General features: G+C 70.2%; 26 protein-coding genes. 11 read left to right on the top strand and 15 right to left on the bottom strand.

Annotated features, from left to right (window positions below; genetic code table 11):
• Positions 1 to 33: 33 nt before the first annotated feature.
• The 4 genes from ACIPYT_RS10815 to ACIPYT_RS10800 all read left to right on the top strand — a co-directional run bounded on the left by ACIPYT_RS10815 (position 34) and on the right by ACIPYT_RS10800 (position 4,426).
• Entirely contained in the window at positions 34 to 624 is a 591-nt protein-coding gene (locus tag ACIPYT_RS10815) for a TetR/AcrR family transcriptional regulator (protein ID WP_401073570.1), read from the top strand.
• Positions 625 to 757: 133 nt separating this feature from the next.
• Positions 758 to 2,080, top strand: a complete 1,323-nt coding sequence (locus ACIPYT_RS10810) for a bifunctional o-acetylhomoserine/o-acetylserine sulfhydrylase (protein ID WP_401073567.1) — start codon at positions 758 to 760, stop codon at positions 2,078 to 2,080.
• A 124-nt stretch (positions 2,081 to 2,204) separates the two neighbouring features.
• Entirely contained in the window at positions 2,205 to 3,155 is a 951-nt protein-coding gene (locus ACIPYT_RS10805; RefSeq protein ID WP_401073564.1) for an endonuclease/exonuclease/phosphatase family protein, read from the top strand.
• Between the two features lie 62 nt (positions 3,156 to 3,217).
• Entirely contained in the window at positions 3,218 to 4,426 is a 1,209-nt protein-coding gene (locus tag ACIPYT_RS10800) for a homoserine O-acetyltransferase (RefSeq protein WP_401073561.1), read from the top strand.
• Between the two features lie 30 nt (positions 4,427 to 4,456).
• Here ACIPYT_RS10800 and ACIPYT_RS10795 read toward each other — a convergent pair whose 3' ends face one another.
• The 5 genes from ACIPYT_RS10795 to ACIPYT_RS10775 are packed head-to-tail and all read right to left on the bottom strand — an operon-like array spanning position 4,457 to position 8,787.
• Complete coding sequence (locus ACIPYT_RS10795; protein WP_401073558.1) at positions 4,457 to 5,071, bottom strand: NUDIX hydrolase; 615 nt, start codon at positions 5,069 to 5,071, stop codon at positions 4,457 to 4,459.
• A gap of 53 nt (positions 5,072 to 5,124) precedes the next feature.
• Complete coding sequence (locus ACIPYT_RS10790) at positions 5,125 to 6,342, bottom strand: MFS transporter (protein WP_401073555.1); 1,218 nt, start codon at positions 6,340 to 6,342, stop codon at positions 5,125 to 5,127.
• Positions 6,343 to 6,351: 9 nt separating this feature from the next.
• Positions 6,352 to 6,684, bottom strand: a complete 333-nt coding sequence (locus ACIPYT_RS10785) for an MTH1187 family thiamine-binding protein (protein WP_401073553.1) — start codon at positions 6,682 to 6,684, stop codon at positions 6,352 to 6,354.
• A gap of 4 nt (positions 6,685 to 6,688) precedes the next feature.
• Positions 6,689 to 7,930, bottom strand: a complete 1,242-nt coding sequence (locus ACIPYT_RS10780) for a hypothetical protein (RefSeq protein ID WP_401073550.1) — start codon at positions 7,928 to 7,930, stop codon at positions 6,689 to 6,691.
• Positions 7,927 to 8,787: an NAD(P)H-hydrate dehydratase gene (locus tag ACIPYT_RS10775; RefSeq protein WP_401073547.1), complete on the bottom strand. Its 861-nt coding sequence runs from the start codon at positions 8,785 to 8,787 to the stop codon at positions 7,927 to 7,929. Before ACIPYT_RS10775 ends, ACIPYT_RS10780 begins: the two co-directional genes overlap by 4 nt.
• Positions 8,788 to 8,861: 74 nt before the next feature.
• Between ACIPYT_RS10775 and ACIPYT_RS10770 the strand changes: the two genes are divergently transcribed.
• A complete protein-coding gene (locus ACIPYT_RS10770; protein WP_401073545.1) occupies positions 8,862 to 9,929 on the top strand; it encodes an NADH:flavin oxidoreductase/NADH oxidase in 1,068 nt (355 codons plus the stop codon).
• Between the two features lie 61 nt (positions 9,930 to 9,990).
• Here the strand turns inward: ACIPYT_RS10770 and ACIPYT_RS10765 are convergent, their stop codons facing one another.
• The 3 genes from ACIPYT_RS10765 to ACIPYT_RS10755 form a co-directional block, all read right to left on the bottom strand.
• Positions 9,991 to 11,052 carry a hemolysin family protein gene (locus ACIPYT_RS10765; protein WP_401073542.1) on the bottom strand — a complete coding sequence of 354 codons (1,062 nt, stop codon included), beginning with the start codon at positions 11,050 to 11,052 and terminating at the stop codon, positions 9,991 to 9,993.
• On the bottom strand, positions 11,049 to 12,365 hold the full coding sequence (locus tag ACIPYT_RS10760) for a hemolysin family protein (RefSeq protein WP_401073540.1): 1,317 nt from the start codon (positions 12,363 to 12,365) through the stop codon (positions 11,049 to 11,051). Before ACIPYT_RS10760 ends, ACIPYT_RS10765 begins: the two co-directional genes overlap by 4 nt.
• A gap of 108 nt (positions 12,366 to 12,473) precedes the next feature.
• Positions 12,474 to 13,928, bottom strand: coding sequence for a GuaB1 family IMP dehydrogenase-related protein (locus tag ACIPYT_RS10755; RefSeq protein ID WP_401073538.1), 1,455 nt, complete (start codon positions 13,926 to 13,928; stop codon positions 12,474 to 12,476).
• A gap of 160 nt (positions 13,929 to 14,088) precedes the next feature.
• Between ACIPYT_RS10755 and ACIPYT_RS10750 the strand changes: the two genes are divergently transcribed.
• A complete protein-coding gene (locus ACIPYT_RS10750) occupies positions 14,089 to 17,763 on the top strand; it encodes a multifunctional oxoglutarate decarboxylase/oxoglutarate dehydrogenase thiamine pyrophosphate-binding subunit/dihydrolipoyllysine-residue succinyltransferase subunit (protein ID WP_401073535.1) in 3,675 nt (1,224 codons plus the stop codon).
• A gap of 97 nt (positions 17,764 to 17,860) precedes the next feature.
• Here ACIPYT_RS10750 and ACIPYT_RS10745 read toward each other — a convergent pair whose 3' ends face one another.
• From ACIPYT_RS10745 to ACIPYT_RS10735, 3 genes are read right to left on the bottom strand one after another with little or no spacing between them, the layout of a single operon-like run.
• Positions 17,861 to 19,165 (bottom strand): GNAT family N-acetyltransferase, encoded by a 1,305-nt coding sequence (locus tag ACIPYT_RS10745; RefSeq protein ID WP_401073532.1) that lies wholly within the window; start codon positions 19,163 to 19,165, stop codon positions 17,861 to 17,863.
• A 50-nt stretch (positions 19,166 to 19,215) separates the two neighbouring features.
• Positions 19,216 to 19,461 (bottom strand): zf-HC2 domain-containing protein, encoded by a 246-nt coding sequence (locus tag ACIPYT_RS10740; RefSeq protein ID WP_401073529.1) that lies wholly within the window; start codon positions 19,459 to 19,461, stop codon positions 19,216 to 19,218.
• The gene (locus ACIPYT_RS10735; protein ID WP_401073526.1) at positions 19,458 to 20,120 is read right to left on the bottom strand and encodes a sigma-70 family RNA polymerase sigma factor; all 663 of its coding nucleotides are present in this window, start codon (positions 20,118 to 20,120) and stop codon (positions 19,458 to 19,460) included. Before ACIPYT_RS10735 ends, ACIPYT_RS10740 begins: the two co-directional genes overlap by 4 nt.
• A 71-nt stretch (positions 20,121 to 20,191) precedes the next feature.
• Between ACIPYT_RS10735 and aroA the strand changes: the two genes are divergently transcribed.
• Genes aroA through bcp form a run of 3 tightly spaced genes read left to right on the top strand, consistent with a single transcriptional unit; the run spans position 20,192 to position 23,067 of the window.
• Positions 20,192 to 21,517 (top strand): 3-phosphoshikimate 1-carboxyvinyltransferase, encoded by a 1,326-nt coding sequence (gene aroA, locus ACIPYT_RS10730; RefSeq protein WP_401073524.1) that lies wholly within the window; start codon positions 20,192 to 20,194, stop codon positions 21,515 to 21,517.
• A complete protein-coding gene (gene rsgA / locus ACIPYT_RS10725; RefSeq protein ID WP_401073521.1) occupies positions 21,514 to 22,584 on the top strand; it encodes a ribosome small subunit-dependent GTPase A in 1,071 nt (356 codons plus the stop codon). The genes aroA and rsgA overlap by 4 nt, the downstream gene beginning before the upstream one ends.
• 9 nt (positions 22,585 to 22,593) lie before the next feature.
• Positions 22,594 to 23,067 carry a thioredoxin-dependent thiol peroxidase gene (gene bcp, locus ACIPYT_RS10720; RefSeq protein ID WP_401073519.1) on the top strand — a complete coding sequence of 158 codons (474 nt, stop codon included), beginning with the start codon at positions 22,594 to 22,596 and terminating at the stop codon, positions 23,065 to 23,067.
• A 4-nt stretch (positions 23,068 to 23,071) separates the two neighbouring features.
• Here bcp and ACIPYT_RS10715 read toward each other — a convergent pair whose 3' ends face one another.
• Positions 23,072 to 23,455: a hypothetical protein gene (locus ACIPYT_RS10715; RefSeq protein WP_401073516.1), complete on the bottom strand. Its 384-nt coding sequence runs from the start codon at positions 23,453 to 23,455 to the stop codon at positions 23,072 to 23,074.
• Positions 23,456 to 23,689: 234 nt separating this feature from the next.
• On the opposite strand from ACIPYT_RS10715, the gene ACIPYT_RS10710 reads away from it, so the two are divergent.
• Positions 23,690 to 23,938 carry a WhiB family transcriptional regulator gene (locus tag ACIPYT_RS10710; protein ID WP_028503730.1) on the top strand — a complete coding sequence of 83 codons (249 nt, stop codon included), beginning with the start codon at positions 23,690 to 23,692 and terminating at the stop codon, positions 23,936 to 23,938.
• Between the two features lie 87 nt (positions 23,939 to 24,025).
• On the opposite strand, the gene ACIPYT_RS10705 is transcribed toward ACIPYT_RS10710, so the two are convergent.
• Positions 24,026 to 25,510, bottom strand: a complete 1,485-nt coding sequence (locus ACIPYT_RS10705) for a sensor histidine kinase (RefSeq protein ID WP_401073514.1) — start codon at positions 25,508 to 25,510, stop codon at positions 24,026 to 24,028.
• Between the two features lie 24 nt (positions 25,511 to 25,534).
• Positions 25,535 to 25,921, bottom strand: a complete 387-nt coding sequence (locus ACIPYT_RS10700; protein ID WP_401073511.1) for an Rv3235 family protein — start codon at positions 25,919 to 25,921, stop codon at positions 25,535 to 25,537.
• A gap of 127 nt (positions 25,922 to 26,048) precedes the next feature.
• On the opposite strand from ACIPYT_RS10700, the gene ACIPYT_RS10695 reads away from it, so the two are divergent.
• Positions 26,049 to 26,657, top strand: coding sequence for a hypothetical protein (locus tag ACIPYT_RS10695; protein ID WP_401073508.1), 609 nt, complete (start codon positions 26,049 to 26,051; stop codon positions 26,655 to 26,657).
• On the opposite strand, the gene ACIPYT_RS10690 is transcribed toward ACIPYT_RS10695, so the two are convergent.
• The gene (locus ACIPYT_RS10690) at positions 26,645 to 26,923 is read right to left on the bottom strand and encodes a helix-turn-helix domain-containing protein (RefSeq protein WP_401073505.1); all 279 of its coding nucleotides are present in this window, start codon (positions 26,921 to 26,923) and stop codon (positions 26,645 to 26,647) included. The two genes, ACIPYT_RS10695 and ACIPYT_RS10690, sit on opposite strands and share 13 nt — an antisense overlap.
• Positions 26,924 to 26,964: the final 41 nt, after the last annotated feature.

Genomic DNA, 26,964 nt, shown 5'->3' with positions numbered 1-26,964 from the left:
CCCTCGACTATACAGATTGGTATAGTCGAGGGCATGACAGCCCCGGTACCGACCCTCGCTCCCCTCACGCCGGGCGGCCGGCGGGTGCTGGACGCGGCATCCCGACTCTTCTACGAGCGCGGCATCCACGCGGTCGGGGTCGACACGATCGCCGACGCGGCGGGGGTGACGAAGAAGACGCTGTACGACCGGTTCGGCTCCAAGGAGTCGCTGGTCGTCGCCTACCTGCAGCATCGAGACGCCCGCTGGCGCGCGCACGTCGCCGCGCACCTCGCGCAGGTTCCCGACGCCGGCCCCGATCGCGTGCTCGCGGTCTTCGACGCCGCGATCTCCTGGTCAGATGAGAACAGCCCGAAGGGATGCAGCGCGATCAACGCCCGCGCCGAGATCGGGGAGGGCACCGACGACCATCCGGTGTTCCCCGAGGTGTCGCGGCAGAAGGCCTGGCTCCTCGATCTCTTCGCGGATCTCTGCGCCGAGGCGGACGTGCCCGATCCGCGCCGCACGGCCGAGGCGATGATGCTGCTCTACGAGGGCGCCATCGTGACGGTGGGGATGGCGACGTTCGCCGAGCCCTTCGTCGTCGCGCGCCGCTGGGCACGGACGCTCCTCACGCAGGGGTGATCGCGCTCCCAGTCCCGTGACCGCGGGTGTTACGTCACATGTCCCGGCCACTGTCGGCATCCGTCGGAGTTCCGTACTCTCGCATGCAGCAGCATCCGCCGCTTCGACCATCGACCGTTCCAGGGGGAACAACATGTCCGCACCCGAGACCTGGCGTTTCGAGACCAAGCAGATCCACTCCGGAGCCGCGCCCGACCCCGTCACCAAGGCACGCGCGACGCCGATCTACCAGACCACGTCGTATGTGTTCGACAGCGCCGACCACGCCGCGAACCTCTTCGCGCTCGCAGAATTCGGCAACATCTACACGCGCATCCAGAACCCGACGCAGGACGTTCTCGAGCAGCGTCTCGCCGCGCTCGAGGGCGGCACCGGCGCACTCGTGCTGTCCAGCGGCCAGGCCGCCTCGACGTTCGCGATCCTGAACATCGCCCAGGCCGGCGACCACTTCGTCTCGTCGAGCTCGATCTACGGCGGCACCTACAACCTGTTCAAGTACACGCTGGCCAAGCTCGGCATCGAGGTCACGTTCGTCGAGAACCAGGACGACCCCGAGGAGTGGCGCCGCGCCGTGCGGCCCAACACCAAGCTGTTCTTCGCCGAGACGATCGGCAACCCGCAGATCAACATCCTCGACATCCGCGCCGTGGCCGACATCGCCCACGAGTCGGGCGTGCCGCTGATCGTCGACAACACGATCGCGACGCCGTACCTCATCCGCCCGTTCGAGCACGGCGCCGACGTCGTCGTGCACTCCGTCACCAAGTTCCTCGGCGGCCACGGCACCACGATCGGCGGCGTCGTGATCGACGGCGGCACCTTCGAGTGGTCGAAGAACGTCGAGAAGTTCCCAGGGCTCACCGAGCCCGACCCCTCGTACCACGGCGCCAGCTACACCACGGCCGTCGGCGACCCGCTCGCCTACATCATCAAGGCCCGCGTGCAGCTGCTCCGCGACCTCGGATCGTCGATCGCGCCGCAGAGCGCCTGGAACCTCATCCAGGGCATCGAGACGCTGTCGCTGCGCATCGAGCGCCACGTGCAGAACGCGCAGGAGATCGCGGAGTGGCTTGACGGGCGCGACGACGTCGCGAGCGTGAACTACTCCGGCCTGCCGTCGTCGCCCTGGTACGCCGCGGCGAACACCTACGCCCCCAAGGGCGTCGGCGCCGTGCTGTCGTTCGAGCTCAAGGGCGGTGTCGAGGCGGGGCGCGAGTTCGTCAACAGCCTCTCGCTGTTCAGCCACCTCGCCAACATCGGCGACGTGCGCTCGCTCGTGATCCACCCGGCATCGACGACGCACGCCCAGCTGACCCCGGAGCAGCAGCTCACGGCCGGAGTCACCCCCGGCCTCGTGCGCCTCTCGGTCGGCATCGAGAACATCGACGACCTCAAGGCAGACCTCGATCAGGCCCTCGCTGCCGCGCGTCGCGTGTCGGAGGCCGCGCGAGCCTGAGCTCGTCCCCGCCGTCGGAAGCGCCCCGGGTCCGCCCGGGGCGCTTCCTCGTTCACCGACGACCCGCGCTCGGCCGACCCACAGCCGCCCCGACGAGAATGGGATCCGCTCACGAGGAGACCCGATGACCGTCGCCGCACCCCCTCCGCCGTCGCGGACACGACCGCCCCGCGCACGCCGCTCGGCGACCGCACGTGCCATCGCCCTGGCGGCGCTCGTCCTGCTGGTCGTGATCGTGGGCGCATGGATTCCCGGGATCGTCGGCACCGCGGCATCCGTCCTCCTGCCGTGGATCGGTCTCGCCCTCGCCGTGCTTCTCGTGATCGCCGTCGTCAGCGCACGACGAGTGCTGCTGCTCCTCCTCGCGCCCGTGCTCGTGTGGGCTCTCGCGATGCTGCCGTCGGCTCCCGGGTTCGCGGCTGCGGCGCCGGCGGGCTCCCCCGCGATCGAGATCGTCAGCCAGAACGTGCGCGCGCAATCGGGCGGGGCAGCGGCCTCAGCGCTCGAGCTCGCCGCGACCTCGGCGGACGTGATCGCCCTCACCGAGCTGGACGGCGAGAGTCTGGCGGCCGCACGGGAGGCTCTCGCGTCACGGTATCCGCACTCGTACGCAGTCGGCACGGTCGGGGTGTGGAGCCGGTACCCGATCGGCCAGGCGGAAGCCCTCACTCTCGGACTCGACTGGAAGCGCGCGATGCGCGTCACGGTGCAGGCCCCCGAGGCCGAGGTCGCGGTGTACGTGCTGCATGCGGCATCCGTGCGCCCCGGTCATCAGCAGGGCCGCGACACCATGCTCTCCGGCATCGCCGACACCGTGGCCGCCGACCCCGCGGAGTCGGTCGTGGTGGTCGGCGACTTCAACGCAGCCTCGGCCGATCCTGCGCTCGACGCACTGCGCCGACAGCTCGACTGGGTGCGCCCGACCGATGCGACGCTCGGCCTCACCTGGCCCGCGGCGATGCCGCTCACACGCATCGACCACGTGTTCGCCCGCGGTCTCGACGTCGAGTCCTCGACGACCATGCGCGCGGGCAACAGCGACCACCTCGCCACCGTCACGCGGTTCGGTCTCTGAGCGACTCTCCCGGACTCCGTAACGTTCGGCATCCGTCGCGCCGCTCACGCGAGAATGGATGCATGGACTGGCAGACGACGTCGGAGGACACGGTGCCGTCGGCTCCCGTGACGGAGGCCGATGTGCGGCTGCTGCGCGCCCGACCGCCGGCCACGGGGGCGTGGCGCGACGGCGACCACCTCGGCGGGCGGCGTTTCGCCGCATTCGGAGCCTTCACCACCGAGAGCGGCGCCGAGCTCCCCGGCATCCGGCTCGCGTTCGAGTCGTGGGGCGAGCTGAACGCCGCCCGCGACAATGCGATCCTCGTGCTGCACGCCCTCACGGGAGACAGCCACGTGCGCGGCGAGGCGGGTGCCGGCCACCCGACCGCCGGCTGGTGGGAGGAGATCGTCGGGCCGGGTGCACCGCTCGACACGGATCGCTGGTTCGTGATCGCCCCCAACATGCTCGGCGGATGCCAGGGCTCGACGGGTCCGGCCAGCATCGCGCCGAACGGCTACGAATGGGCGTCGCGATTCCCGTATCTCACGATCCGCGACCAGGTGGCGGCCCAGGTGCGTCTCGCCGACGCGCTGGGCATCGACTCCTGGGCGGCCGTGATCGGCGGCTCCATGGGAGGCATGCACGCTCTCGAATGGGGCGTGGAGCATCCCGACCGCGTCGAGCGCCTCGCCGTGCTGTCGTCGCCCCCGGTGACCACGGCCGACCAGATCGCACTGAACACCGTGCAGCTCGAGACGATCCGCATGGACCCGAGGTATCAGGGCGGAGAGTACTACGACCTCGCCGACGGAGACGGGCCGCACCGCGGCCTCGCGCTCGCGCGCCGCATGGCGCTGCTGAACTACCGCAGCCCGATCGAGCTCAACCAGCGGTTCCAGAGGTCGTGGCAGTCGGACGTCTCGCCGTTGGGGCACGGCGGCCGGTTCGCGGTCGAGTCGTACCTCGACTTCCACGGCAACAAGTTCACCCGCCGTTTCGACGCGAACAGCTACGTGACGCTCGTCGAGGCCATGAACTCGCACGACGTGGGCCGGGATCGCGGGGGCGTCGAGCAGGCGCTGGGTCTCGTCACGGCGCGCACGCTCGTGCTGGGCATCGACACCGACCGCCTGTTCCCCGTCGAGGGGCAGCACCGCATCGCCCACGGCATCGCCGACACGCTCGACGGGCCCGAAGCGGTCGTGCTCGCCAGCGACTTCGGGCACGACGGGTTCCTGATCGAGACCGAGGCTGTCGGCCGGCACCTGCGCCGTCTGCTCGCGTCCTGATCACGTCAGGGCCGCGACACCGCGTAGGGCTCAGCGCTCGACGAGTCTCCAGGGCAGCGCGCCGGTCTCGAGGCGCAGATCGTCCCAGTCGAAGACCGTGCCCTGCGGGGTCTCGTGCACACGCGTCGCGAAGTACCTCGCCACTCCGGCCGCGGCGAGAGCCGAGTCCACGGATGCCGGTGCGCCCAACTGCTGCAGGGTGACCCAGGTCGGAGGGAACAGCACCCACTCCCCCGTGGCGTGGCGTGCCAGAGCGTCCGCGGGCGTGACCCAGGACGTCGCGACGACTTCGCCCGCGGACGGCACGAGCTCGCCCTCGGGTGCTGCCGCCAGGAAGAACCAGGTGCGGATGCGCACGGGAGCCTCCGCGGGCGGCTGCCAGCGGGACAGCACGATCGCGTCGTCGATCTCCAGCCCCACCTCCTCGCGGGTCTCCCTGATGGCGGCGCGACGTGCGTCGTCCTGCTCCGTCGCGCCCTCCTGGCGATCGGAGTCCTCGACCTTGCCGCCGGGGAACACCCACGCGTCCGCGAACAATCCCCGCCCGGGACGTCGCATGAGCAGCACCTCGATGCCGGAGGCTCCCGGGCGCAGCAGCACCACGGTGCCCGCGACGGGGAGGTCGGGCTCGGCGGCGGCGCTCATCCCCTCACTCTAGGCGCGCCCGTGCACCGCTCGCGCGCGCCGAGAGTGCGGGTTCAGTCGACCAGCGCGGGACGCCGGGCCTCCACGCGGTACGACACGAGGGCGATCAGCAGACCGGCTGCCGCGAGCGCGACACCGGTCCAGGACGGCGCTGTGAACCCCCACCCCGCAGCGATCACCGCGCCGCCGAGGAAGGCGCCGAGGCTGTTGCCGATGTTCAACGCGGAGTGGTTCATCGCCGCGGCGATCGACTGGTTGTCGCCCGCGACGTCCATCAGACGTGTCTGGATGGTGGGGCTCAGCACCGACGACACGAAGCCGACGACGAACACGAGCAGCGCGAGGGAGACGATCCAGAAGGCGAACACGGCGAGCAGCGCGTACACGACGCCCATCGCCGCCAACCCGTAGAGCAGAGTCCGCCGCAGATCCAGGTCGGCGAGATGACCTCCGACGAGGTTGCCGACCGTCATCCCGATGCCCATGATCACGAGCACGATCGGCGCGACCCACTCCGGAGAGGCCGCGACCTCGGTCACGAGCGGGGCGATGTAGCTGTAGACCGCGAAGAACCCGCCGAAGCCGATCGCGCCGACGCCGAGCGTGAACCACACCTGGGGGATGCGGAAGACGCCGAGCTCCTGTCGCATCGTGCGACCGGGCGATCCCGGATGCTCGGGCACGAACAGCACGACGCACACCGTGGCGAGGGTGAACACCAGGGCCACCACGGCGAACGCCGCGCGCCATCCCCAGACCTGCCCGAGGAACGTGCCGAGCGGCACACCCACGACGTTGGCGACCGTGAGACCCGTGAGGATGAAGGCGACGCCCTTGGCCCTCTTGCCCGGTCCCATGACGTCGGCGGCGATCAGCGCGCCGATGCCGAAGTACGCGCCGTGCGGCAGCCCCGCGAGGAATCGCGAGACGCCGACCAACTCGAACGTGGGCAGCACGACCGTGAGCGCGTTGAACACCGTGAGGGCGATCGCGAGGCCGATGATGACCCGGTGACGCGGGAAGCGCGCCACGAAACCGGCGATGGTCGGTGCGCCGACGACGACGCCGAGCGCATACAGCGAGATCAGCCACCCGGCCTGGCTCAGCGCGTCCTCCTGGCTGGAGGCCCACACGGCGGGCAGGAGCTCTTCGGCGATGTTGGGCAGCAGGCCCATCACGACGAACTCGGTCATGCCGATGCCGAAACTGCCTATGGCGAGAGAGAGGAGCGCCCACTTCGCCGCACCCCTCGATTCAGTCGAGGGATTCACCGGTTCAGCTTAGCGGTCTTCCGCGTCGTCGATCGCCGCCTCGAGCCGCTCGATCTTGGCGTCGAGCTCTCCGGAGTACCCGGGGCGGATGTCGGCCTTGAGCACGAGCGACACGCGTGAGCCGAACGGCATGACCGCCTCGGTCGCACGCTTCACGACGTCCATGACCGTGTCCCAGTCGGGCCCCTCGATCTCGGTGAACATGCTCGTCGTGCGGTGGGCGAGTCCGGATTCGCGGACCACGCGGACGGCCGCGGCGACCGCGTCGTGCACCGAGGCGTCGCTGCGTTCGGAACCGTCGGCGGGTACACCGCTCGGTGCGACGGAGAAGGCGATCAGCATGGGGTCACTCCCTGTTCGTGTTCGATGCGGAGACGGGCACTCGCGCGAGAGCGCGGATGCCGACGGCGAGCAGCACCACGAGCAGGGCGTTGCGCACCGAGAGGATGACGACGGGCAGCGCCTCGGCCCGCAGCAGCGCGTCGTAGTTCAGCGGATAGACGAGGCAGGTCAGGGCGCACAGCGCCAGGACGAGCAGAGCAGGGGCCGCGGCCCTCGTGCGATCCATCACGATCCACAGGAGCGCCGGCACGATCAGCCAGCTCTGGAACTGCGGCGAGCCGACCTTGTTGAGTGCGATGAGCGTGACCACCAGCGACATCGCGAGCGGCGGGAACAACCGGGCGACGGCGGCGCCCCGCATGGTCTTGCGTGCGCCGACCGCGACGAGGACCACGGCGACGAGCACCATGAGCGGGGTCAGGATCGCGCCGACCGCGTCCGCGCCCGGAGCGGCGATCTGGAACGTGAGGATGTCGAAGCTGTACTCGATGCGCGCGGCACCCACGACGGCGAGCCAGAGGAACGGCGTCGCCGCGACGGCTTCGATCTGCAGGCCGCGACCGGTCTGCTCGGTGAGGAAGCCGAGGATCTCGTCGTCGGCGCCCAGGACGAACAGCACGACGACGATGCCGGCCGTCACCGCGGCGGCCGTGATCAGCATCCGCATCCTGGTCCGTGCAGCGACGAGGGCTGCCAGGAGCAGCGCGCCGGGCCAGATCTTGATCCATGCGCCGATCGTCAACAACGCCGCCGCGACCGCAGGGCGACGCAGGAGCCACAGGCCTCCGACGATCGCGATCGGCACGGTGACCGCGTCGATCCGGTACATCGCGATGGGTCCGAGCAGCAGGAGCGCGGCGATCCAGAACCATCCGGCGGCGCGATGGCCCGTCGCCGGGCGTCGCCCGAGCAGGAATGCGAAGGCGACAGCGTCGAGAGCCGTGACGAGGACCGCCCATGCGACCAGATACGCCCCCGCGACGCCGAGCACGGGTACGAGCGGCGCGGACAGGATCTTCGTCGCGAGCATGGGCGCCAGCGCGAGCTGCGGGTAGACCCAGGTCTCGGTGATGCCGACGATCGGTCCACCGGTGAGGGCGGCCGTCGACCACGGCTCGTACACGAGCACGACGTCGCCCATCGGCTGGCTCGGGTAGATCCATCCGGTCGCCGCCGTGAGGGCGTGCACGGCGAGGAACGCGCTCCACAGGAGTACGAGGCGGGTCGCGTGTCGACGTGCGATCACCGGAGGAGCCCTGCGACCACATGGGGCAGCGACTCCGCCACGTCCAGGGCGACGATCGGTCGGCCGGGTGCACCGTCGCCCTCGTCGAGGCCGGCAGCGTGCCTGGCTGCCGCACCGTGCAGCCATGCTCCGGCTGCGGCCGCCTCGATCAGGCGAGCGTCGGGGTTGGCGGCCACGATCGCACCGAGCACTCCCCCGAGCACGTCGCCCGTCCCCGCGGTCGAGAGCCAGGGGGTGCCCGCCTCGACCGCGATCACGGCGCCGTCGGGGGCGGCGATGATCGCCCGTGCACCCTTGAGCAGCACCACGGCGTCGACGGCCTCGGCCATCCGGATCGCTGCCTGCTCCCGATCGTCGAGCGCCGCCAGACCGAGGTGTCGGCGCAGGCGATCGAACTCGCGCCGATGCGGCGTGAGCAGCAGCGGTGCTCTCACGCCGTTCTCCGACAGGGCCTCGTCCGCGGCGAGGTCGAGGGCTCCCGCATCGACGATCACGGGCGCGTCGCCGGTGAGGACGTCCCTCACCTCGGCCGCATCCTCGGGTCCGCGGTGCGCGGCGTCCGTGCCCGATCCGATGACCCAGGCGCCCACGCGGGCTCCGCCGACCGTGGCGCTCACGACCGTCTCGGGGCGCCGCGCGAGCACGGCATCGGCCGCACGACCCGGTCCGATGTAGCGCACGAATCCCGCACCGGTGCGCCACGCGGCCTCCACGCCGAGCACGGCCGCCCCCGGGTAGGCGGTCGACCCGGTGCGCAGCCCGACGACCCCGCGCGAGTACTTGTCGTCGTCATGGCCGGGGACGCGCACGAAACGCGCGGTGTCGGCGCGTGACCACGCGGAGGCGGCGGAGGGCATGGCTCCACGTTAGCCCTCTCCACAGCCCGCGCCCGCACGGCCCACGGTGCTTCTCAGCGCCGTAACGTGGACGGGTGAGCACACTCTTCTCCCCGCTGCAGATCCGATCCGTCACCGTCCGCAACCGCCTGTGGGTGTCCCCCATGTGCATGTACAGCGCCGTCGACGGCGTCGTGCAGGACTGGCATCATACGCATCTGGCGCAGTTCGCCTCCGGTGGCGCCGGTCTCGTCATCGCCGAGGCGACGGCGGTCGTCGCCGACGGCCGCATCTCTCCGCGCGACGCGGGCATCTGGACCGACGAGCAGCGCGACGCCTGGGCGCCGATCGTGAAGGCGATCCACGATCGCGGTGCCGCCGCGGGCATCCAGCTCGCGCACGCCGGTCGCAAGGCGTCGACCTGGTGGCCCTGGGCCGAGCAGCGGGGCAGCGTCCCGTCGGCCGAGGGCGGATGGCGCACGTTCGCACCGTCGGCGATCGGGTTCGACGGATACGCCGAACCCGTCGCCCTCGACGCGGACGGCATCGACGCCGTGGTCGAGGCGTTCGCAGCCGCGGCGCGCCGGTCGACCGAGGCGGGTTTCGACGTGCTCGAGATCCATGCCGCACACGGCTACCTGCTGCACCAGTTCCTCTCGCCGTTGTCGAACCTCCGCGACGACGAGTACGGCGGCTCTCTCGAGAACCGGGCCCGCCTGCTGCTCCGCGTCGTCGATGCCGTGCGCGCCGCCGTCGACGACGACGTTCCCGTGTTCGTGCGCATCTCGGCGACCGACCACGCCGACGGCGGCTTCACGCCGGAGGAAGCGGAGACCGTGAGCGGCTGGGCGAGTGCGCACGGCGCCGACCTCATCGACGTGTCGTCGGGCGGGCTCGTCGCGCACCAGCGCATCAGCGTCTTCCCCGGCTACCAGGTGTCGCTGGCCGAAGGGGTGCGCCAGGGCGGCCGCATCCCCGTCACGGCCGTCGGACTCATCACCGCGGCGGCGCAGGCAGAGCAGGTGCTCGTCGACGGAGCGGCGGACGCGATCTTCGCGGGCCGGGAGTGGCTCCGCGATCCGCACTTCGCCCTGCGCGCGGCGCACGAGCTCGGCGCCGAGATCGTGTGGCCGCCGCAGTACGACCGCGCACGCTGGCGCTGAGCGCCGCCCTGCACGACGAGGCCCTCCGGATCGATGATCCGGAGGGCCTCGCGTCGCCCGGTCAGTGGCCGCGCACGCGACGCGTCGCGTCCTGCACCTCTCCGACGAGCTCCTCGAGGATGTCCTCCAGGAAGAGCACGGCCGTGGTCCGTCCCTCGGCGTCGCGCACCTTCGCGAGGTGGCGTCCGGCGCGGCGCATCACAGCGAGCGCGTCCTCGAGGTCGGTCTGCTCCTGCACCGGCACCATGTGATGGATGCGCTTGGTGGGCAACGGCTCGAAGAGCCTGGCCTCGGCGTCGGGGCCGTCGGACGCACGCAGGATGTCCTTGAGGTGCACGTAGCCCACGGGCACGCCCTCCTCGTCGACGATCACATAGCGCGAGAAGCCGTAGCGGGCGACGGCCTTCTCGATGTCGTCCGGCGTCGTCGTCTGCGGCAGCGTCACGAGATCGCTCAGCGGCACCGCGACGTCGCGCGCCTTCTTGTCGGTGAACTCGACCGCGGCGGCCACGGCGCCCGCGGCATCCATGAGCACGCCCTCGCGGCGGGACTGGTCGACGATGGTCGCGACCTCACCCAGCGTGAACGTCGATGCGGCCTCGTTCTTCGGTTCGACGCGGAACAACCGGAGCACGCCGTTCGCCGCCGCGTTGAGCACCCAGATCACCGGCATGAACGCCTTCGACACCCAGACGAGCGGCGGGGCGAGCAGCAGCACGGCACGGTCCGGAACCGAGAACGCGAGGTTCTTCGGCACCATCTCGCCGAACACCACATGCAGGAACGACACGATCAGCAGTGCGAACGTGAACGACACCACGTCGACCACGGCATCCGACCATCCGATCGCGTGCAGCGGCGCCGCGAGGAGGTGGTGGATCGCCGGCTCCGACACGTTGAGGATCAGCAGCGAGCAGATCGTGATGCCGAGCTGCGAGGTCGCGAGCATGAGCGTCGCATGCTCCATGGCGTACAGCGCGGTCTTGGCCGCACGGGAGCCCTGATCGGCACGGGGCTCGATCTGCGACCGGCGCGCGGAGATCACTGCGAACTCGGCGCCGACGAAGAACGCGTTGGCGACCAGCAGCACGACCAGCCAGGCGAGTCCTGCCCAATCGTTCATCGGGTCTCCTCCCCGTCCGCGATCTCGGGGCCGGGCACGAAGCGGATGCGGTCGACCCGCCTCCCGTCCATCCTCACGACCTGCAGTGTGCCGGAGTCGAGCGGCACCTCGTCGCCCGCGGCGGGAACGCGCTCGAGCACGCTCATGACGAATCCGCCGACCGTGTCGTACACGTCGCCCTCGGGCACGTCGACGCCGGCCCGGCGACGCAGCTCGTCGGGTCGGAGCTCACCCGGGAAGGTGATGCCGTCGCGCCCGACGACAACACCGGCCCTGGTGCGGTCGTGCTCATCGGACACCTCGCCGACGATCTCCTCGACCAGGTCCTCGAGGGTCACGAGCCCGGCGGTCCCTCCGTACTCGTCGACGACGACCGCGAGCTGGTAGCCGCGCGCCCGCAGCTCGGCGATCATGCTGTCGACGTGCGCGGTCTCGGGAACCCGCAGCGGCTCGGTCGCGAGCGCGCCCGCCGGCACCTCCGCTCGACGCTCGCGCGGCACCGAGATCGCCGCCTTGAGGTGCACGACACCCGTGATGTCGTCGAGATCGTCGCCGTACACGGGGAAACGGCTGTGGCCCGTGCGTCGGGCGAGCTGGAGCACCTCGTCGGCGGAGTCGCTCGCCGCGATCGCGTGCATGCTCGGACGGGCCGTCATGACGTCGGCCGCGGAGAGGCGCGAGAACGTCAGGGTGCGGTCGAGCAGGGTGGCGGTGTCGGCCTCCAGCACACCGGCCATCGCCGAGCGACGGACCAGCGACGACAGCTCCTCGGCGGTGCGCGCGCCGGAGAGCTCCTCCTTGGGCTCGACGCCCATGCTGCGCAGCACGCCGTTGGCCGAGCCGTTGAGCACGACGACGGCGGGCTTGAACACCGTCGTGAAGGCGACCTGGAACGGGACGACGAGCTTCGCGGTCGCGAGCGGCAGCGCCAGGGCGAAGTTCTTGGGCACGAGCTCGCCGAGGATCATCGACAGCGCGGTCGCGACGAGCATCGCGACGACGGTCGCGAGCGGCGCGATGACGGCCTCCGGGAAATGCCAGGCGACGAGCGTGGGGCGGAGCATGTTCGAGAGCGCGGGCTCCATCGTGTAGCCCGTGAGGAGGGTGGTCAGCGTGATGCCGAGCTGCGCCGACGACAGATGCGTCGAGGTGTGCCGCAGCGCGCTGATGGTGATCGAGAGCCGGGATTCGCCCCGCGCCTGCCGCGCCTCGACCTCGGCACGGTCGAGATTGACCAGAGCGAACTCACTCGCGACGAACAGACCGGTGCCGATCGTGAGCAGGAGCCCCACGCCCAGCAGGATGAAGTCCATCAGAGTGACCCCTCACAGCGGAGAGGCGGGCGGTGGGGCGATGTACTGCAACTGGGAGGGTCGTCCATGGTGAGAAAATCATACGGGATCGCACCGCGCCCCCGGCGGTCACCAGCTGACGGGAAGCGCCTTGCCCTCCTCGTACCCGGCTGCTGATTGCAGGCCCACACGAGCGCGGTCATGGAACTCGGGCACGGAGGCGGCGCCCGCGTACGTGAACGAGGACCGCACGCCCGACGTGATCATGTCGAGCAGGTCCTCCACGCCGGGACGCAGCGGATCGAGGTAGATCTTCGACGAGGAGATCCCCTCCGCGAACAGCTCCTTGCGTGCACGCTCGTACGCGTCGAGACGACCGAAGCGCGCCTGCACGGCCTTGGTCGACGCCATGCCCCAGGACTCCTTGTAGATACGGCCGTCGGGATCGGACTGCAGCTCGCCCGGGGCCTCGATCGTGCCGGCGAACCAGGAACCGATCATGACGGATGCCGCGCCTGCGGCGAGCGCGAGCGCGACGTCGCGCGGATACCGCACTCCCCCGTCCGCCCACACGTGCGCTCCGAGCGAGCGCGCCGCCTCCGCGGTCTCGAGGACCGCCGAGAACTGCGGGCGTCCGACGGCGGTCATCATGCGCGTCGTGCACATCGCGCCAGGGCCCACGCCGACCTTGAGGATCGACGCGCCGGCCGCGACGAGGTCGTGCACGCCGTCGGCCGTGACGATGTTGCCCGCGACGATCGGGATGCCGAGGCCGAGGCCTGCGACGGCGCGCAACGCGCCCAGCATCCCCTCCTGATGTCCGTGCGCGGTGTCGACCACGAGGACGTCGACGCCCGCAGCGGCGAGGGCCTTCGCCTTGGCGGCGACGTCGCCGTTGATGCCGACCGCCGCCGCGACCGCGAGCCGACCGTCGGCGTCGAGAGCCGGGCCGTACAGCGTGGACCGCAGGGCGCTGCGCGCGCTGAGGGTGCCCACCAGGTGCCCGTGGTGCACGACGGTGACGGTCTCGACACCCGCGTCGGTGATCACATCGAAGGCGTGACGTCCCGACCCGATGTCGTCGGCGTCGATGGCGGGCGTGCCGGTGTGCACCAGGTCGCCGAGCTGCGCGTCGGGCAGCGCGGTGGCGAGACGCGTGGCCGGGAGCACGCCGAGGATGCGGTCGACGTCGTACGGCGCCGTCCCGGTCGCCACGACGATCCCGTGCCCCGGAGCCGCCGGGAACAGGCGCAGCGCGTCGGCCACCGAGGCCTGCGGTGCCAGCACCACCGGCGTGTCCCAGAGCACCGGCTGCGCCTTGACCTCGCGGATCGCGGCGTCGAGATCCTGCAACGGCATGTCCTGCGGGAGCACGCCCAGGCCGCCGCGGCGCGCGAGGACCGCCGCCAGGCGCGGACCCGTCACGGAGTTCATGTTCGACGCGACGAGGGGCAGAGTCGCGGGTGTGCCGTCCTGCGGCGCGAGATCGACCTCGAGCCGGCTCGTGACGGCCGATCGTCGCGGCACGAGGAACACGTCCGAGTAGGTGAGATCCACTGTGGGCGATGCGCCGATGAACTCCATGTCTCCACGGTACCGAGATCCCGGCGACGGAGGTGCCCGGCCTGGACGATTGCCGGTCGAAACACGTTAGGCTTGATGGTCGAGAGTGTGCGGGCCCGGACGCATCCTGACGTCCTGATGCGCACACGTGGAATTCAGTGATGAAAGAGGGCGATCGAGCGTGTCGAACCAGGTGACCGGCGTCAGCGGCGACGGGGGGTTCGGAGCCAATTCCTGGCTCGTGGAAGAGCTCTACGAGCAGTTCAAGGTGAACCGCGACTCCGTCGACAAGGAGTGGTGGCCGATCCTCGAGAAGTACCACTCCGAGACCGGGTCGGGCACGACGCCCGCCGCACCTGCCGCCGAGCCGTCCGCCGCGCATCCTGTGACCGCTCCGATCCCCGTGATCGGCGCACAGCCCGTGGCCCGCACGACCGCCAAGCCCGCCGTCGCGGCTCCGATCCCCGCGCAGGCGCCGAAGCCCGCGGCCAAGGAGGCGGAGGAGGCGGCCGAGGAGGACAAGGTCACCCCGCTGCGCGGACTGCCCAAGACCCTCGCGGCGAACATGGACGAGTCGCTCACCGTCCCGACCGCGACGAGCGTTCGCACGATCCCGGCGAAGCTGATGATCGACAACCGCATCGTCATCAACAACCACATGGCGCGCACGCGCGGCGGCAAGATCAGCTTCACGCACCTGATCGGCTGGGCCCTCATCCGCACGCTCGACGAGTTCCGCAGCCAGAACGTGTTCTATGCCGAGATCGACGGCAAGCCGTCGGTCGTGGCGCCTGCGCACGTCAACCTCGGCATCGCGATCGATCTGCCCAAGCCCGACGGCACCCGTGCGCTCATGGTGCCCAGCATCAAGCGCGCCGACACCATGACCTTCTCCGAGTACCTCGTGGCCTACGAGGATCTCGTCACGCGCGCCAGGAACAACAAGCTCACGGCCGCCGACTTCCAGGGCACCACCGTCTCGCTGACCAACCCCGGCGGCATCGGCACCGTGCACTCCGTGCCGCGCCTGATGAAGGGCCAGGGCTGCATCATCGGCGCCGGCGCCCTCGAGTACCCCGCCGAGTTCCAGGGCGCGAGCGGCAAGACCCTCAACGAGCTCGCGATCGGCAAGACGATCACGCTCACGAGCACGTACGACCACCGCGTGATCCAGGGCGCCGGGTCCGGCGAGTTCCTGAAGAAGGTGCACGAGCTGCTCATCGGGCAGCGCGGCTTCTACGACGACATCTTCGCCGCACTGCGCATCCCCTACGCGCCGATCCGGTGGAACCCCGACATCGCGGTCGACCTCGCCGAGCGCGTCGACAAGCAGTCCCGCGTGCAGGAGCTCATCAACTCCTACCGCGTGCGCGGACACCTCATGGCCGACATCGACCCGCTCGAGTACGTGCAGCGGTCGCACCCCGACCTGGAGATCGAGAGCCACGGCCTCACCTTCTGGGACCTCGACCGCGAGTTCGTCACTGGCGGGTTCGGCGGGCGGCGCATCGCGAAGCTCCGCGACATCCTCGGCGTCCTGCGCGACTCGTACTGCCGCACGCTCGGCATCGAGTACATGCACATCCAGGATCCGGAGCAGCGCCGCTGGTTCCAGGAGAAGGTCGAGGTCAAGTACCAGAAGCCGGGCCACGACGAGCAGCTGCGGGTCCTCCGCAAGCTCAACGAGGCCGAGGCGTTCGAGACCTTCCTGCAGACGAAGTTCGTCGGCCAGAAGCGCTTCTCCCTCGAGGGCGGCGAGTCGCTCGTCCCGCTGCTCGACGAGATCCTGCAGGGCGCGGCGACGTCCGGGCTCGAGGGCGCGGCGATCGGCATGGCCCACCGCGGCCGCCTGAATGTGCTCACGAACATCGCGGGAAAGACCTACGGACAGGTGTTCCAGGAGTTCGAGGGCCTCCAGACCCCGGGCAACCAGCGCGGGTCGGGCGACGTGAAGTACCACCTGGGCACGCAGGGCACCTTCGTCGCCGACGACGACTCCGAGCTCCCGGTGTACCTCGCCGCGAACCCGTCGCACCTCGAGACCGTCGACGGCGTGCTCGAGGGCATCGTCCGCGCCAAGCAGGACCGCAAGCCCATCGGCACCTTCACGTGGCTCCCGATCCTCGTGCACGGCGACGCCGCGTTCGCCGGTCAGGGCGTCGTGGTCGAGACGCTGCAGATGTCGCAGCTGCGCGGCTATCGCACGGGTGGCACGATCCACATCGTCGTCAACAACCAGGTCGGCTTCACGACGCTGCCGAACGACTCCCGCACCTCGGTGTACGCCACCGACGTCGCGAAGACGATCCAGGCGCCGGTGCTGCACGTGAACGGCGACGACCCCGAGGCCGTGATCCACGTCGCGCAGCTCGCCTTCGAGTACCGCGAGCGCTTCCACCGCGACGTCGTGATCGACCTCGTCTGCTACCGCCGCCGCGGACACAACGAGGGCGACGACCCCTCGATGACGCAGCCGCTCATGACCGACCTGATCCAGGCGAAGCGCTCGGTGCGCAAGCTCTACACCGAGTCGCTCGTGGGTCGCGGCGACATCACCGAGGAGGAGTACGACGAGGCCAAGGCCGACTTCCAGAACCGTCTGGAGATCGCCTTCGCCGAGACGCACGCCGCCGAGACCGGCGCGACCCCGATCGCGCAGGATGCTCCGGCCGTCGACGAGCAGCTCGGCGAGCCCGACGTCACAGGGGTCCCGACCGAGGTCATCCAGCTCATCGGTGACGCCTTCGTCAACAAGCCGGAAGGCTTCACGGTGCACTCCAAGCTGCAGCAGCAGCTCGAGAAGCGCCTCGACATGAGCCGCAACGGCAACATCGACTGGGGCTTCGGCGAGCTGCTCGCGTTCGGCTCGCTGCTCGTCGAGGGCACACCCGTGCGACTCGCCGGTCAGGACTCGCGACGCGGCACCTTCGTGCAGCGCCACGCGACCCTGCACGACCGTGCGAACGGCCAGGAGTGGCTGCCGCTGTCGAACCTCTCCGAGTCGCAGGGTCGCTTCTTCGTGTACGACTCGCTCCTGAGCGAGTACGCGGCGCTGGGCTTCGAGTACGGCTACTCCGTCGAGGCCCCCGAGGCCCTCGTGCTCTGGGAGGCGCAGTTCGGCGACTTCGTGAACGGCGCCCAGTCGGTGATCGACGAGTACATCTCCGCCGCCGAGCAGAAGTGGGGCCAGCAGTCGAGCGTCACGCTGCTGCTCCCCCACGGCTACGAGGGCCAGGGACCCGATCACTCGTCGTCGCGCATCGAGCGGTTCCTGCAGCTGTGCGCGCAGGACAACATGATCGTCGCGCGCCCATCGACCCCGGCGTCATACTTCCACCTGCTCCGCCGACAGGCCTACGCGCGCCCGCGCAAGCCGCTCATCGTCTTCACCCCGAAGGCCATGCTGCGTCTGCGCGGTGCCACGAGCCCGGTCGAGGCCTTCACGCAGGGCCGGTTCGAGCCCGTGATCGACGACGACCGCGGTCTCGACCGCACCGCCGTCAAGCGCGTGCTCGTGCACTCGGGCAAGGTCCACTGGGATCTCCGCTCGGAGCTCGAGAAGAACCCGAACCCCGAGATCGCGCTGGTGCGCATGGAGCAGCTGTACCCGACTCCCATCGACGCGCTCAAGGCCATCACCGACTCGTACCCGAACGCCGAGATCGTGTGGGTGCAGGAGGAGCCGGAGAACCAGGGTGCCTGGCCGTTCCTCGCGCTCGCCTTCGCCGACGTCCCGGGTGACCGCACATTCCGGCCGATCGCACGGTCGGCGTCGGCCTCACCGGCGACCGGTTCATCGAAGGTGCACGCTGCCGAGCAGGCGACGCTCATCCGCCAGGCTCTCACGCTGAACTGACCGAGAGAGATGCATACGACGAAGGGCCCCGATCACGAGAATCGGGGCCCTTCGTCGTACGACCTCTGCTCTCGGTCGGTCTCAGTACCGGATGTCCTCAGTACCAGATGTCGAGCGCGGGAGCGGGCACACTGACGAATGCGCGGTCCAGCGCCTCGACCGTCTCCGCCGAAGCGGTGATCCGCCCGGCTCCGAAGAGGGATGACGCGCGCACCCCGCCCGCGTAGATCGCCGACAACGCCGACACGTCGAGCTCGACGTCCGGAGTCCGTGCGTCGACCGCCTCGACCTCTGCCGTGCCGGAGGCGTCGATCTGAAGACGCCAGTCCCCGGCGGCGAATCCGAGCGGATCTGTTACCCGGAGCACGACGTCGAGCGCCGTCGTGTAGCGCCGTGCCCTCAGCGCGGCCGCGACGTCGAGGATGCGCAGCCATCCGTGGTCGTGCACGGTCTGGGTCACCCCGCGCTGGTCGTGGACGAGCCACGGCAAGGAGTCGTCGAGAGGACGCAGATCCGCCTCGACCCCGTCGACGAGGTCGTGCTGCAGGGCGAACCGCCACAGCGCGGCCGTCGCCTCCGGGGTCTCGCCGACGAGCAGGCGGATCTTGAGCGTGTGCCGCCACGCCGACGTCCCCGTCCCCTCGGCGAGCGTGTAGGCGATCGCACCGCGCACCTCGCCCGCCGCGTCGCGGTAGCGCACGCCGCGTACGCGATCGCGGTCGGTGTCGGCGGGAGCGAGACCTGCCATCTGCTCCCATCGGGCCGTCCACCCCGGGATCTGTCCCGGCCGGCTGCGACGCGCGCGCTCGTGCACGGCGCCGAGCTCCGTCGCGAGAGTCTCGCGGTCGATGTACTCGAGACGCCCAGGGGCGGCCGGCGCGGCCCATCCCGCGCGTCGGGTGTCGACGCTGACCCGGGCGACGGGGACCGCCGGACCAAAGCCGTAACGGCCGTAGATCGTCGCCTCCGAGACCGTGAGCCCCGCCACGGGGACGCCGGCGTTCGCGGCGGCGCGCAACTCGCCCTCCAGCAGGGCACGAGCGATCCCGCGGCGACGATGCGTCGCGGAGACCGTGACCCCGCTGATCGCCCACATGGGGATCTCGCCGCCGGGCAGGGTCAGCGGCGTGACCCAGGAGTCGACGGTCGCCACGGGGCGCCCGTCGGTCACCGCCGCGTCGAACACGCCGATGTTGCGGCGCGACGTGAACGTCTCGTTCCCGAACGCGAGCGCCTCAGCGGTCTGCTCCGCGCCGAGGAAACCTCGTGAGACGGCACGCTGGAAGGCCTCGGACTCCACGGCATCCGCAGTGTCGACGATGCGATAGTCGAGACCGTCGGCCGACAGACGATCGGCGGATGCAGGGTCGGCGGAGATGTCGCGTGCGTCGATGTGCGTCATGAGACCACCCTACGGGTGGGCGCGGACGTCGCCGTGCGTGCGGGGAGCCCTCAGTGCTGCGCGGCCTGGACCTCGCGGAGTCGGGCGAACACCTGGTCGCGCAGCTCCTCCGGCGCCGTCTCCTTGCACGCGCGGGCGACGACCTCGGTGAGGGTCTTCGCGACGAGCGCCTCGTCCCGGCAGGAGGGGCAGTTCTCGAGATGCTCGCGGATCTCGGAGTGCCCGGTCTTGCAGACCTCGTTGCGGAGGTACTCCTCCAGATCCTGACGGGCCTTGTCGCAGCCGCAGTCGCTCATTTCCTGCTCCTCGTGTCGGCCGCGGAGATTCCCCGCTCCGCGGCGTAGTCAGCCAGCAGCTCCCGCAGCATCCGCCTGCCTCGATGCAGTCGGCTCATCACGGTGCCGATGGGCGTCTTCATGATGTCGGCGATCTCCTGGTAGGCGAAGCCCTCGACGTCCGCGAGGTACACCGCCAGCCGGAAGTCCTCCGGTACGGCCTGCAGTGCGTCCTTCACGACGGATGCCGGCATGTGGTCGATCGCCTCGGCCTCGGCCGAGCGGCTGTGGGAGGCGGTCGTGGACTCCGCACCGCCGAGCTGCCAGTCCTCCAGCTCGTCGATCGTGCCCTGGAAAGGCTCGCGCTGCTTCTTGCGATAGATGTTGATGTACGTGTTGGTGAGGATCCGATAGAGCCACGCCTTGAGGTTCGTGCCCTGCGCGAACGTCGACCAGGAGCCGTACGCCTTCACGAACGTCTCCTGCACGAGGTCGGCGGCGTCGGCGGGGTTGCGGGTCATGCGCATGGCTGCGGCGTACAGCTGATCCATGAACGGGAGCGCCTGCTCCTCGAACTCCCGTCGAGGGTCGCTGACCGTGCTTGCGGGTGCGGTGTCATCCATCACCGGCCAGTCTAGGCCGCTGAGGCGCACGGATTCGCGCTCAAGCGTGGCGAGCATGCTCTCTCTTCCGGTCTCGAGATCGCGCCGTTCGGTCGGGCGGCGACTCGTCTTTACTAAAGTGGGAACCGATGAGCGCTGACAGGTATTCCCCCGCCCCGGTCCGCGGCGCCTACCCGGCCCCGACCGTCTCCGACGCCGTGCACGCCACCGTGACGATCCCCGGGTCGAAGTCGCTCACGAACCGTGAGCTGATCATCGCCGCGATCGCCGACGGCCCCGGCCGACTCGTCGCGCCGCTGCACTCCGACGACTCCCGACGCATGGTCGATGCGCTGCGCGCTCTCGGCGTCGACATCGAAGAGGTCGAGGGCTCAGGAGAGTTCGGCCCCGACCTCGTCGTCACCCCCGCCAAGCTCGTCGGCGGCACCACGGTCGACTGCGGTCAGGCCGGCACCGTGATGCGCTTCATCGCGCCGCTCGCGGGACTCGCCGCTCACGACGTGCATCTGACGGCGCACGAGACCGCCCTGCACCGCCCCATGGGAGGGCTCATCACGGCGCTCCGCGACCTCGGCGTCGACATCGACGACGAGGGCACCTGGGCCCTGCCGTTCACGATCCGCGGACACGGACGCATCATGGGCGGACGTGTCGAGATCGACGCCTCCGCCTCGAGCCAGTTCGTCTCCGGGCTGCTGCTCGCGGCCCCGCGTTTCGACGTGGGCCTCCACCTCGTGCACACCGGCGAGCACCTGCCGAGCCTCCCGCACATCGACATGACCATCGAGGCGCTCAGTCGCCGTGGCATCCGCATCGAACGCCCCGCGCACGGCGAATGGCTCGTCGAGGCGGGAGTGCCCCGGGCCAAGGAGATCGCGATCGAGCCCGATCTGTCGAACGCCGCGCCGTTCCTCGGCGCCGCACTCGTCACGGGCGGCACGGTCTCCGTGCCCGGCTGGCCCGTGCATTCGACGCAGCCGGGCGCACTGCTGCCGGAGATCCTCCAGGCTCTCGGCGCCCACGTCGGACGCCACAGCGGAACGATGACCGTCAAGGCCGGCGCCGAGATCCGCGGACTCGACCTCGACCTGTCGGCGGCGAGCGAGCTCACCCCCACCCTCGTCGGCCTCGCAGCCTTCGCCTCCGGTCCGACCACGATCCGCGGCATCGGCCACATCCGCCTGCACGAGACGGATCGCATCGCCGCGCTCGTCGCGAACCTGCGAGCTCTCGGCGGCGAGGCCGAGGAGCTCCCCGACGGCCTGCGGATCATCCCGCGCCCTCTGCACGGCGGCACCTGGAAGGCGTACCACGACCACCGCATGGCGACGACGGGCGCGCTGATCGGACTCCGGGTCCCCGGCGTGGAGATCGACGACATCGGCACGACCACGAAGACCCTCCCCGAGTTCACGATGCTGTGGGAGCGCATGCTGCGAGGCGCATCCGCGTGAGCTGGCTCGACGACGCCGACGACCTCGAAGACGACTACGAGGACTACGACGAGAGCAGCATCCGCAGCCGGCCGAACCCGAAGGCGAACCGTCCGCGCACCAAGCGCCGCCCGGCCCACGAGGACGCACTGACCGGTCGCGTGCTCGGCGTCGATCGCGGGCGCTACTCCGTGATGCTCGACGAGGACGGCCCGGAGGAGCGCACGATCACCGCCGCGCGAGCGCGCGAGCTGCGCCGTACGCCGATCGTCACGGGAGACCGGGCGCGCGTCGTCGGCGACACCTCCGGCGAGGAGGGCACCCTGGGCCGCATCGTCGGGATCGTCGAGCGCACCTCGCTGCTGCGCCGCAGCGCGGACGACACCGACCAGGTGGAACGGGTGATCGTCGCCAACGCCGACCAGATGCTCGTCGTCGTCGCCGCCGCCGATCCGGAGCCCCGCGCCCGCCTGGTCGACCGCTACCTCGTCGCGGCGCTGGATGCCGGCATCCGCCCCCTGCTCGTCGTGACCAAGACCGACCTGGCCGATCCGACCGCCGTCCTGTCGCATTTCGACGGTCTCGACCTGCGCGTCTTCACCAGCGCGCGCGCCGAGATGCCCGTCGACGAGATCGGGGCGGCGCTCGTGGGGCACTCGACCGTGTTCGTCGGTCACTCCGGTGTGGGCAAGTCGACCCTCGTGAACGCCCTGGTGCCGACCGCGCTTCGCGCGACGGGACATGTCAACCAGGTCACAGGGCGAGGACGCCACACCTCGTCGTCGACGGTCTCCCTGCGCTACGAGGGTGCCGACGGGTCGGGCTGGGTGATCGACACCCCCGGGGTCCGATCGTTCGGCCTCGGACACGTCGACCCGGCGAACATCCTCGCGGCGTTCACCGAGCTCGCGGTGATCGCCGAGAACTGCCCGCGGGGCTGCACGCACCTCGCGGACGCGCCGGACTGCGCCCTGATCGAGGCTGCGCAGCGCGGTGAGCTGGGCCCGAGCGAACTGGCCCGACTGGATTCGTTGCAGCGCCTGCTGCAGACGTTCGCCGACAAGGCGGATCAGGCTCCCGGCCGATAGGCTGAGGGCGTGACTGTGCGCCTGGAATCCGGAAACCCCGCCCCCGACTTCGCTCTGCTCGACCAGGACGGCGAGACCGTTCGCCTGGCGGATCTGCGCGGTGAGAAGGTCGTGCTGTACTTCTACCCCGCGGCGATGACGCCCGGCTGCACGACCCAGGCCTGCGACTTCCGCGACAGCATCTCCTCCCTGCAGGGAGCGGGATACCGCGTCGTCGGCGTCTCGCGCGACGAGCCGGCGAAGCTGCGCGAGTTCCGCGAGCGCGACGGACTCACGTTCACTCTCCTCAGCGACCCCGACCACGCCGTGCACCTCGCCTATGGCGCATGGGGCGAGAAGATGAACTACGGCAAGAAGATCGAGGGCGTCCTGCGATCGACGTTCGTGATCGATGAGGATGGCGAGATCGCCCTCGCGCAGTACAACGTGAAGGCCACGGGGCACGTCGCGCGGCTTCGCAAGCAGCTCGGCATCGACGCCTAGGCCGCTACTCCGACGGCGTCGCGTTCTCGGCGCGCGTGGTCGCTATCAGCAGAACGAAGCACACCAGGCCGGGCACTCCGACAGCCAGGGTGAACAGCCACTGGACGGGCTGGATCGTCAGCGACGCCAGAGCGATCGCGACGGCCAGCACCTGGAAGACGATGCCGCCCGAGCGGGCCCAGGAACGCCCCGATCGCGTCCCGATCGCGAAGGCGGCCAGAGCGACGGCGCCGATCACCGTGAGCACGATCAATGCGATCGCGGTCGGCAACGACGACGCATCCCCCGAGCCCAGTCCGACGATCTCGATCAGCGCGAACACGATCAGCGCGAGCGCCTCGAGGGCGAGGATCGCGGCGGCGGCGAAAGCGAGGGCCGGTGAGCGCACGTTGTCTCCTGGGAATCGAATGAGAAGCGAAGAAACCCTTGATTTCGCCTGGTTCATGTAACAGAATAGACAACGTCATGTGCTCCCACAGCGGCGTGGGGCGGGCTTCGTGCCCGCATCACAGAATGCGGGCAACCGTCCGTATCTCAACAGGGTAGCTGAACCCGAACTGCGACCCGAAATCCGTGTCGTCGCGCTGCGACGATTCACAAGTCCCACACCGAGGAGCCCCCTATGGATTGGCGCGACAAAGCCGCCTGCTTGACTGTCGACCCCGAGCTTTTCTTCCCCGTCGGGAACACCGGCCCGGCCGTCGATCAGATCGAGAAGGCGAAGACGGTCTGCGCCACCTGCACGGTGACCGAGATCTGCCTGCAGTACGCCCTCGAGTCCAGCCAGGACTCGGGCGTATGGGGCGGCCTCTCCGAAGACGAGCGCCGCGCTCTCAAGCGCCGCGCCGCACGCGCCCGCCGCGCATCCTGACCACGACGACGAGCGGCCCGAGACGATGTCTCGGGCCGCTTTCGCGTGTACGCTCCGGGTCTCCTCCGGATGCGCGTCTCCTCGCGATCAGGTAGTGAGCCAGCGCAGGGGGATGTCGATCACGACCTCCGTGCCCGCGCCCTCACTCCCCCGCCATTCGATCGAGCCGCTCAGCTCGCCCTGGATCAGGGTGCGGATGATCTGCGTCCCGAGCCCCTGGCCGATGCGTCCCTCGGGCAGACCGTGGCCCGTATCGCGCACGGTCACCCGCAGGTTCTCCTCGGTGCGAGCGGCATCGATCGTGACGATGCCCTCCTGACCCGCGAGCCCGTGCTCGACAGCGTTCGTGACGACCTCGGTGAGAGCCAGCGCGAGAGGCGTAGCGTACTCGCTCGGCAGCACGCCGAATCGTCCGGTGGACTGCGTCCGCGCCCGAGTGTTGGGCGCCGATGCGACCTCGGCGACGAGCTTGAGGACGCGGTGGAAGACCTCGTCGAAATCGACCTTCTGGGTCAGCCCCTGGGCGAGGGTGTCGTGCACCACGGCGATCGCGTCGACACGCCGCATCGCCTGGGTGAGCGCATCCCGGGCCTCGTCGGAGTGCGTGCGCCGTGCCTGGATCCGGAGCAGGGAGGCGACCGTCTGCAGGTTGTTCTTGACGCGGTGGTGGATCTCGCGGATCGTCGCGTCCTTGGTGATCAGCTCCTGCTCCTGGTGACGCAGCTCCGACACGTCACGGCACAGCACGATCGCGCCGATCCGCGTGCCGCGATCCTTGAGCGGGATGGCGCGGAGCGATACCGTGACGCCCCGTGCCTCGATGTCCGTCCGCCATGGCGCGCGTCCCGTCACGACGACGGGCAGTGACTCGTCGACCTGTCGCGACGGCGGGACCAGCCGCGTCGTGACCTCGGCGAGCGACTCGCCCTCGAGCTCGTCGTCGAAGCCCATGCGGTTGAACGCCGAGAGCGCGTTCGGACTCGCGAAGGTCGTGATGCCGTCCACGTCGATGCGGATCAGCCCGTCCGACGCACGCGGCGCCCCCCGGCGCGGGGAGGTAGGTGCCGCGAGATCGGGGAAGCTGCCGTCGGCGATCATGCGGAACAGATCGTCGGCGCATTCGTCGAACGTGATCTGCTGCCGAGAGGGCGTGCGCGCCTCACCGAGGTTGGTGTGCCGCGTCACGACACCGATCACCGACGGACGCCGCTCGGCGTCGCCGCGCACGTTGACGATCGGCACGGCCCGGACGCGGGTCGGGGTCTCCTCGAACCAGTCGGGTGAGGAGGAGTCGACGATCTCCGCGGAGTCGAAGGCGCCCTGCACCTGCGTGCGCCACTGCGGACGCACGCGTTCTCCGACGATGTCGCGGTAGAACAGCGTCGCTGCGCCGCTCGGACGAGCGTGGGCGACCGCGATGAACGAGCCGTCCTCGGTCTGGACCCACACGACGATGTCCGCGGAGGCCAGATCGGCGAGCAGCTGGCCGTCACCGGCGAGCCGGTGGAGCCACTCGACGTCGTTGTCGGTCAGACGACCCTGGGCGTGGGCGAGATCACTGAGGGTTGACACCCGTCCAGCCTAGAGCGCGTCGGCTCAGAGAATGGCCAGCGACGTCGCGCGCCAGCGCCGGTCGAGCCCTTCCAGACGCACGGCGACCGCGCGCGTGCGACCGGGCCCAGCGACGACCACGACGGCCTCGACCACGCCGTCTGCGGGCTCGGAGGTGCGGATCGACAGGATGTCGAACGACGGACGCGCCGGTGCCATGCCCCGGGCGCTCCGTGCCCGTGCGGAGAGGTTCGCACGCGTCACCAGGGTTCGGTACGCGTCCTCGCTGAACCAGCGGGCGAGCTGGTCCACCTCCCTGATCCCGGCGAGCACTTCGAGGACTCCGCGTGTGAGGCTGCGCAGCAGCGGGAGCGGGTCTGGCAGCTCGACTCGCGGCGTGGGCTGCGGTCCGAAGTACTCGTGAAGCGACATCTGAGGCACTCTCCATCCGGGAAAACTGCCGCCAGTAGAGCACGGGAAGGAACGGCGGAAAGGGGGCGAGCGCGAAGAGTGTGGATAACTCGTATGTCCGGTGATCGGTTCGCCTACGGTATGTGGGGTGCACTGGGACCGCCTGTTCGAAGACCTCGAGAGCCAGCTCGCCTCGGAATGGGAGAGTGAGCGCGCCGCGCTGGATGCCGAGTCGGAGCGCCTGCGGATCTCGCGGCTCGACCTGCGCGACCGTCTGCGCATCCTCACGGCCTCGGGCGCCTCCGCGACGGTCGATGTGGCCGGGTGCGGCCGGGTCCGCGTGCGACTGCAGACCCTGGGTGCGGACTGGTCGGCGATGGTGCTGACCGAGGCGGAAGGCGCCGATCGTGCGCGTGCGACGCGGATCGTCCCGCTGAACGCGATCCTCGGGCTCGACGTCGATCACGGCCTGCTGCTCGCGAGCCTCGATACCGGGAACGCCGACGACGGTCTCCGCGAGCGCATGACGCTCGGGTTCGTGCTGCGAGACCTCGCGCGACGGCGCGCACCGGTTCGGGTTCTCCGCGTCGAGGGACCGGACCTGCACGGGACGATCGATCGCGCGGGCGCCGACCACCTCGACCTCGCGGTGCACGATGCCGGCTCACCGCGTTCCGTGAGCGGCGTGACGGGATTCCGGATCGTGCCGTTCCGCGCGATCGCCGGCGTGCAGATCGTCGGATCTCACATACCGTGAGTGCGAGCGGTCCCCCACAGCTCCGGAAAACTCGCCTCGTTCGCCTGCCGCCACAGCGCCATTCGCCGTGTCTCCTCCGCCTGCTCGGCGAGGTAGCCCTCGATGCTGGACTCGTCGATGCGCCATCGCGGCGGAGAGCCGAGGCGGCAGCCACGCAGGCGCCCCTGGTGCACGAGCTCGACGACCTCATGCACCTCGATGCCCAGCAGCTCGGCGACCTGCGAGGGCGCGAGATAACGCGCGGCCTGCGCTGACGAGTCGGACATGCCCCTATTCTCCACCTGTGCCCACCGGATGCCGGGATCCG

It is taken from the genome of Microbacterium sp. NPDC089695, assembly GCF_044749085.1.
Taxonomy (GTDB): Bacteria; Actinomycetota; Actinomycetes; order Actinomycetales; family Microbacteriaceae; genus Microbacterium.
Note: the sequence above shows the minus strand (reverse complement) of the source record. Positions and strands in the feature narration are given on the sequence as shown.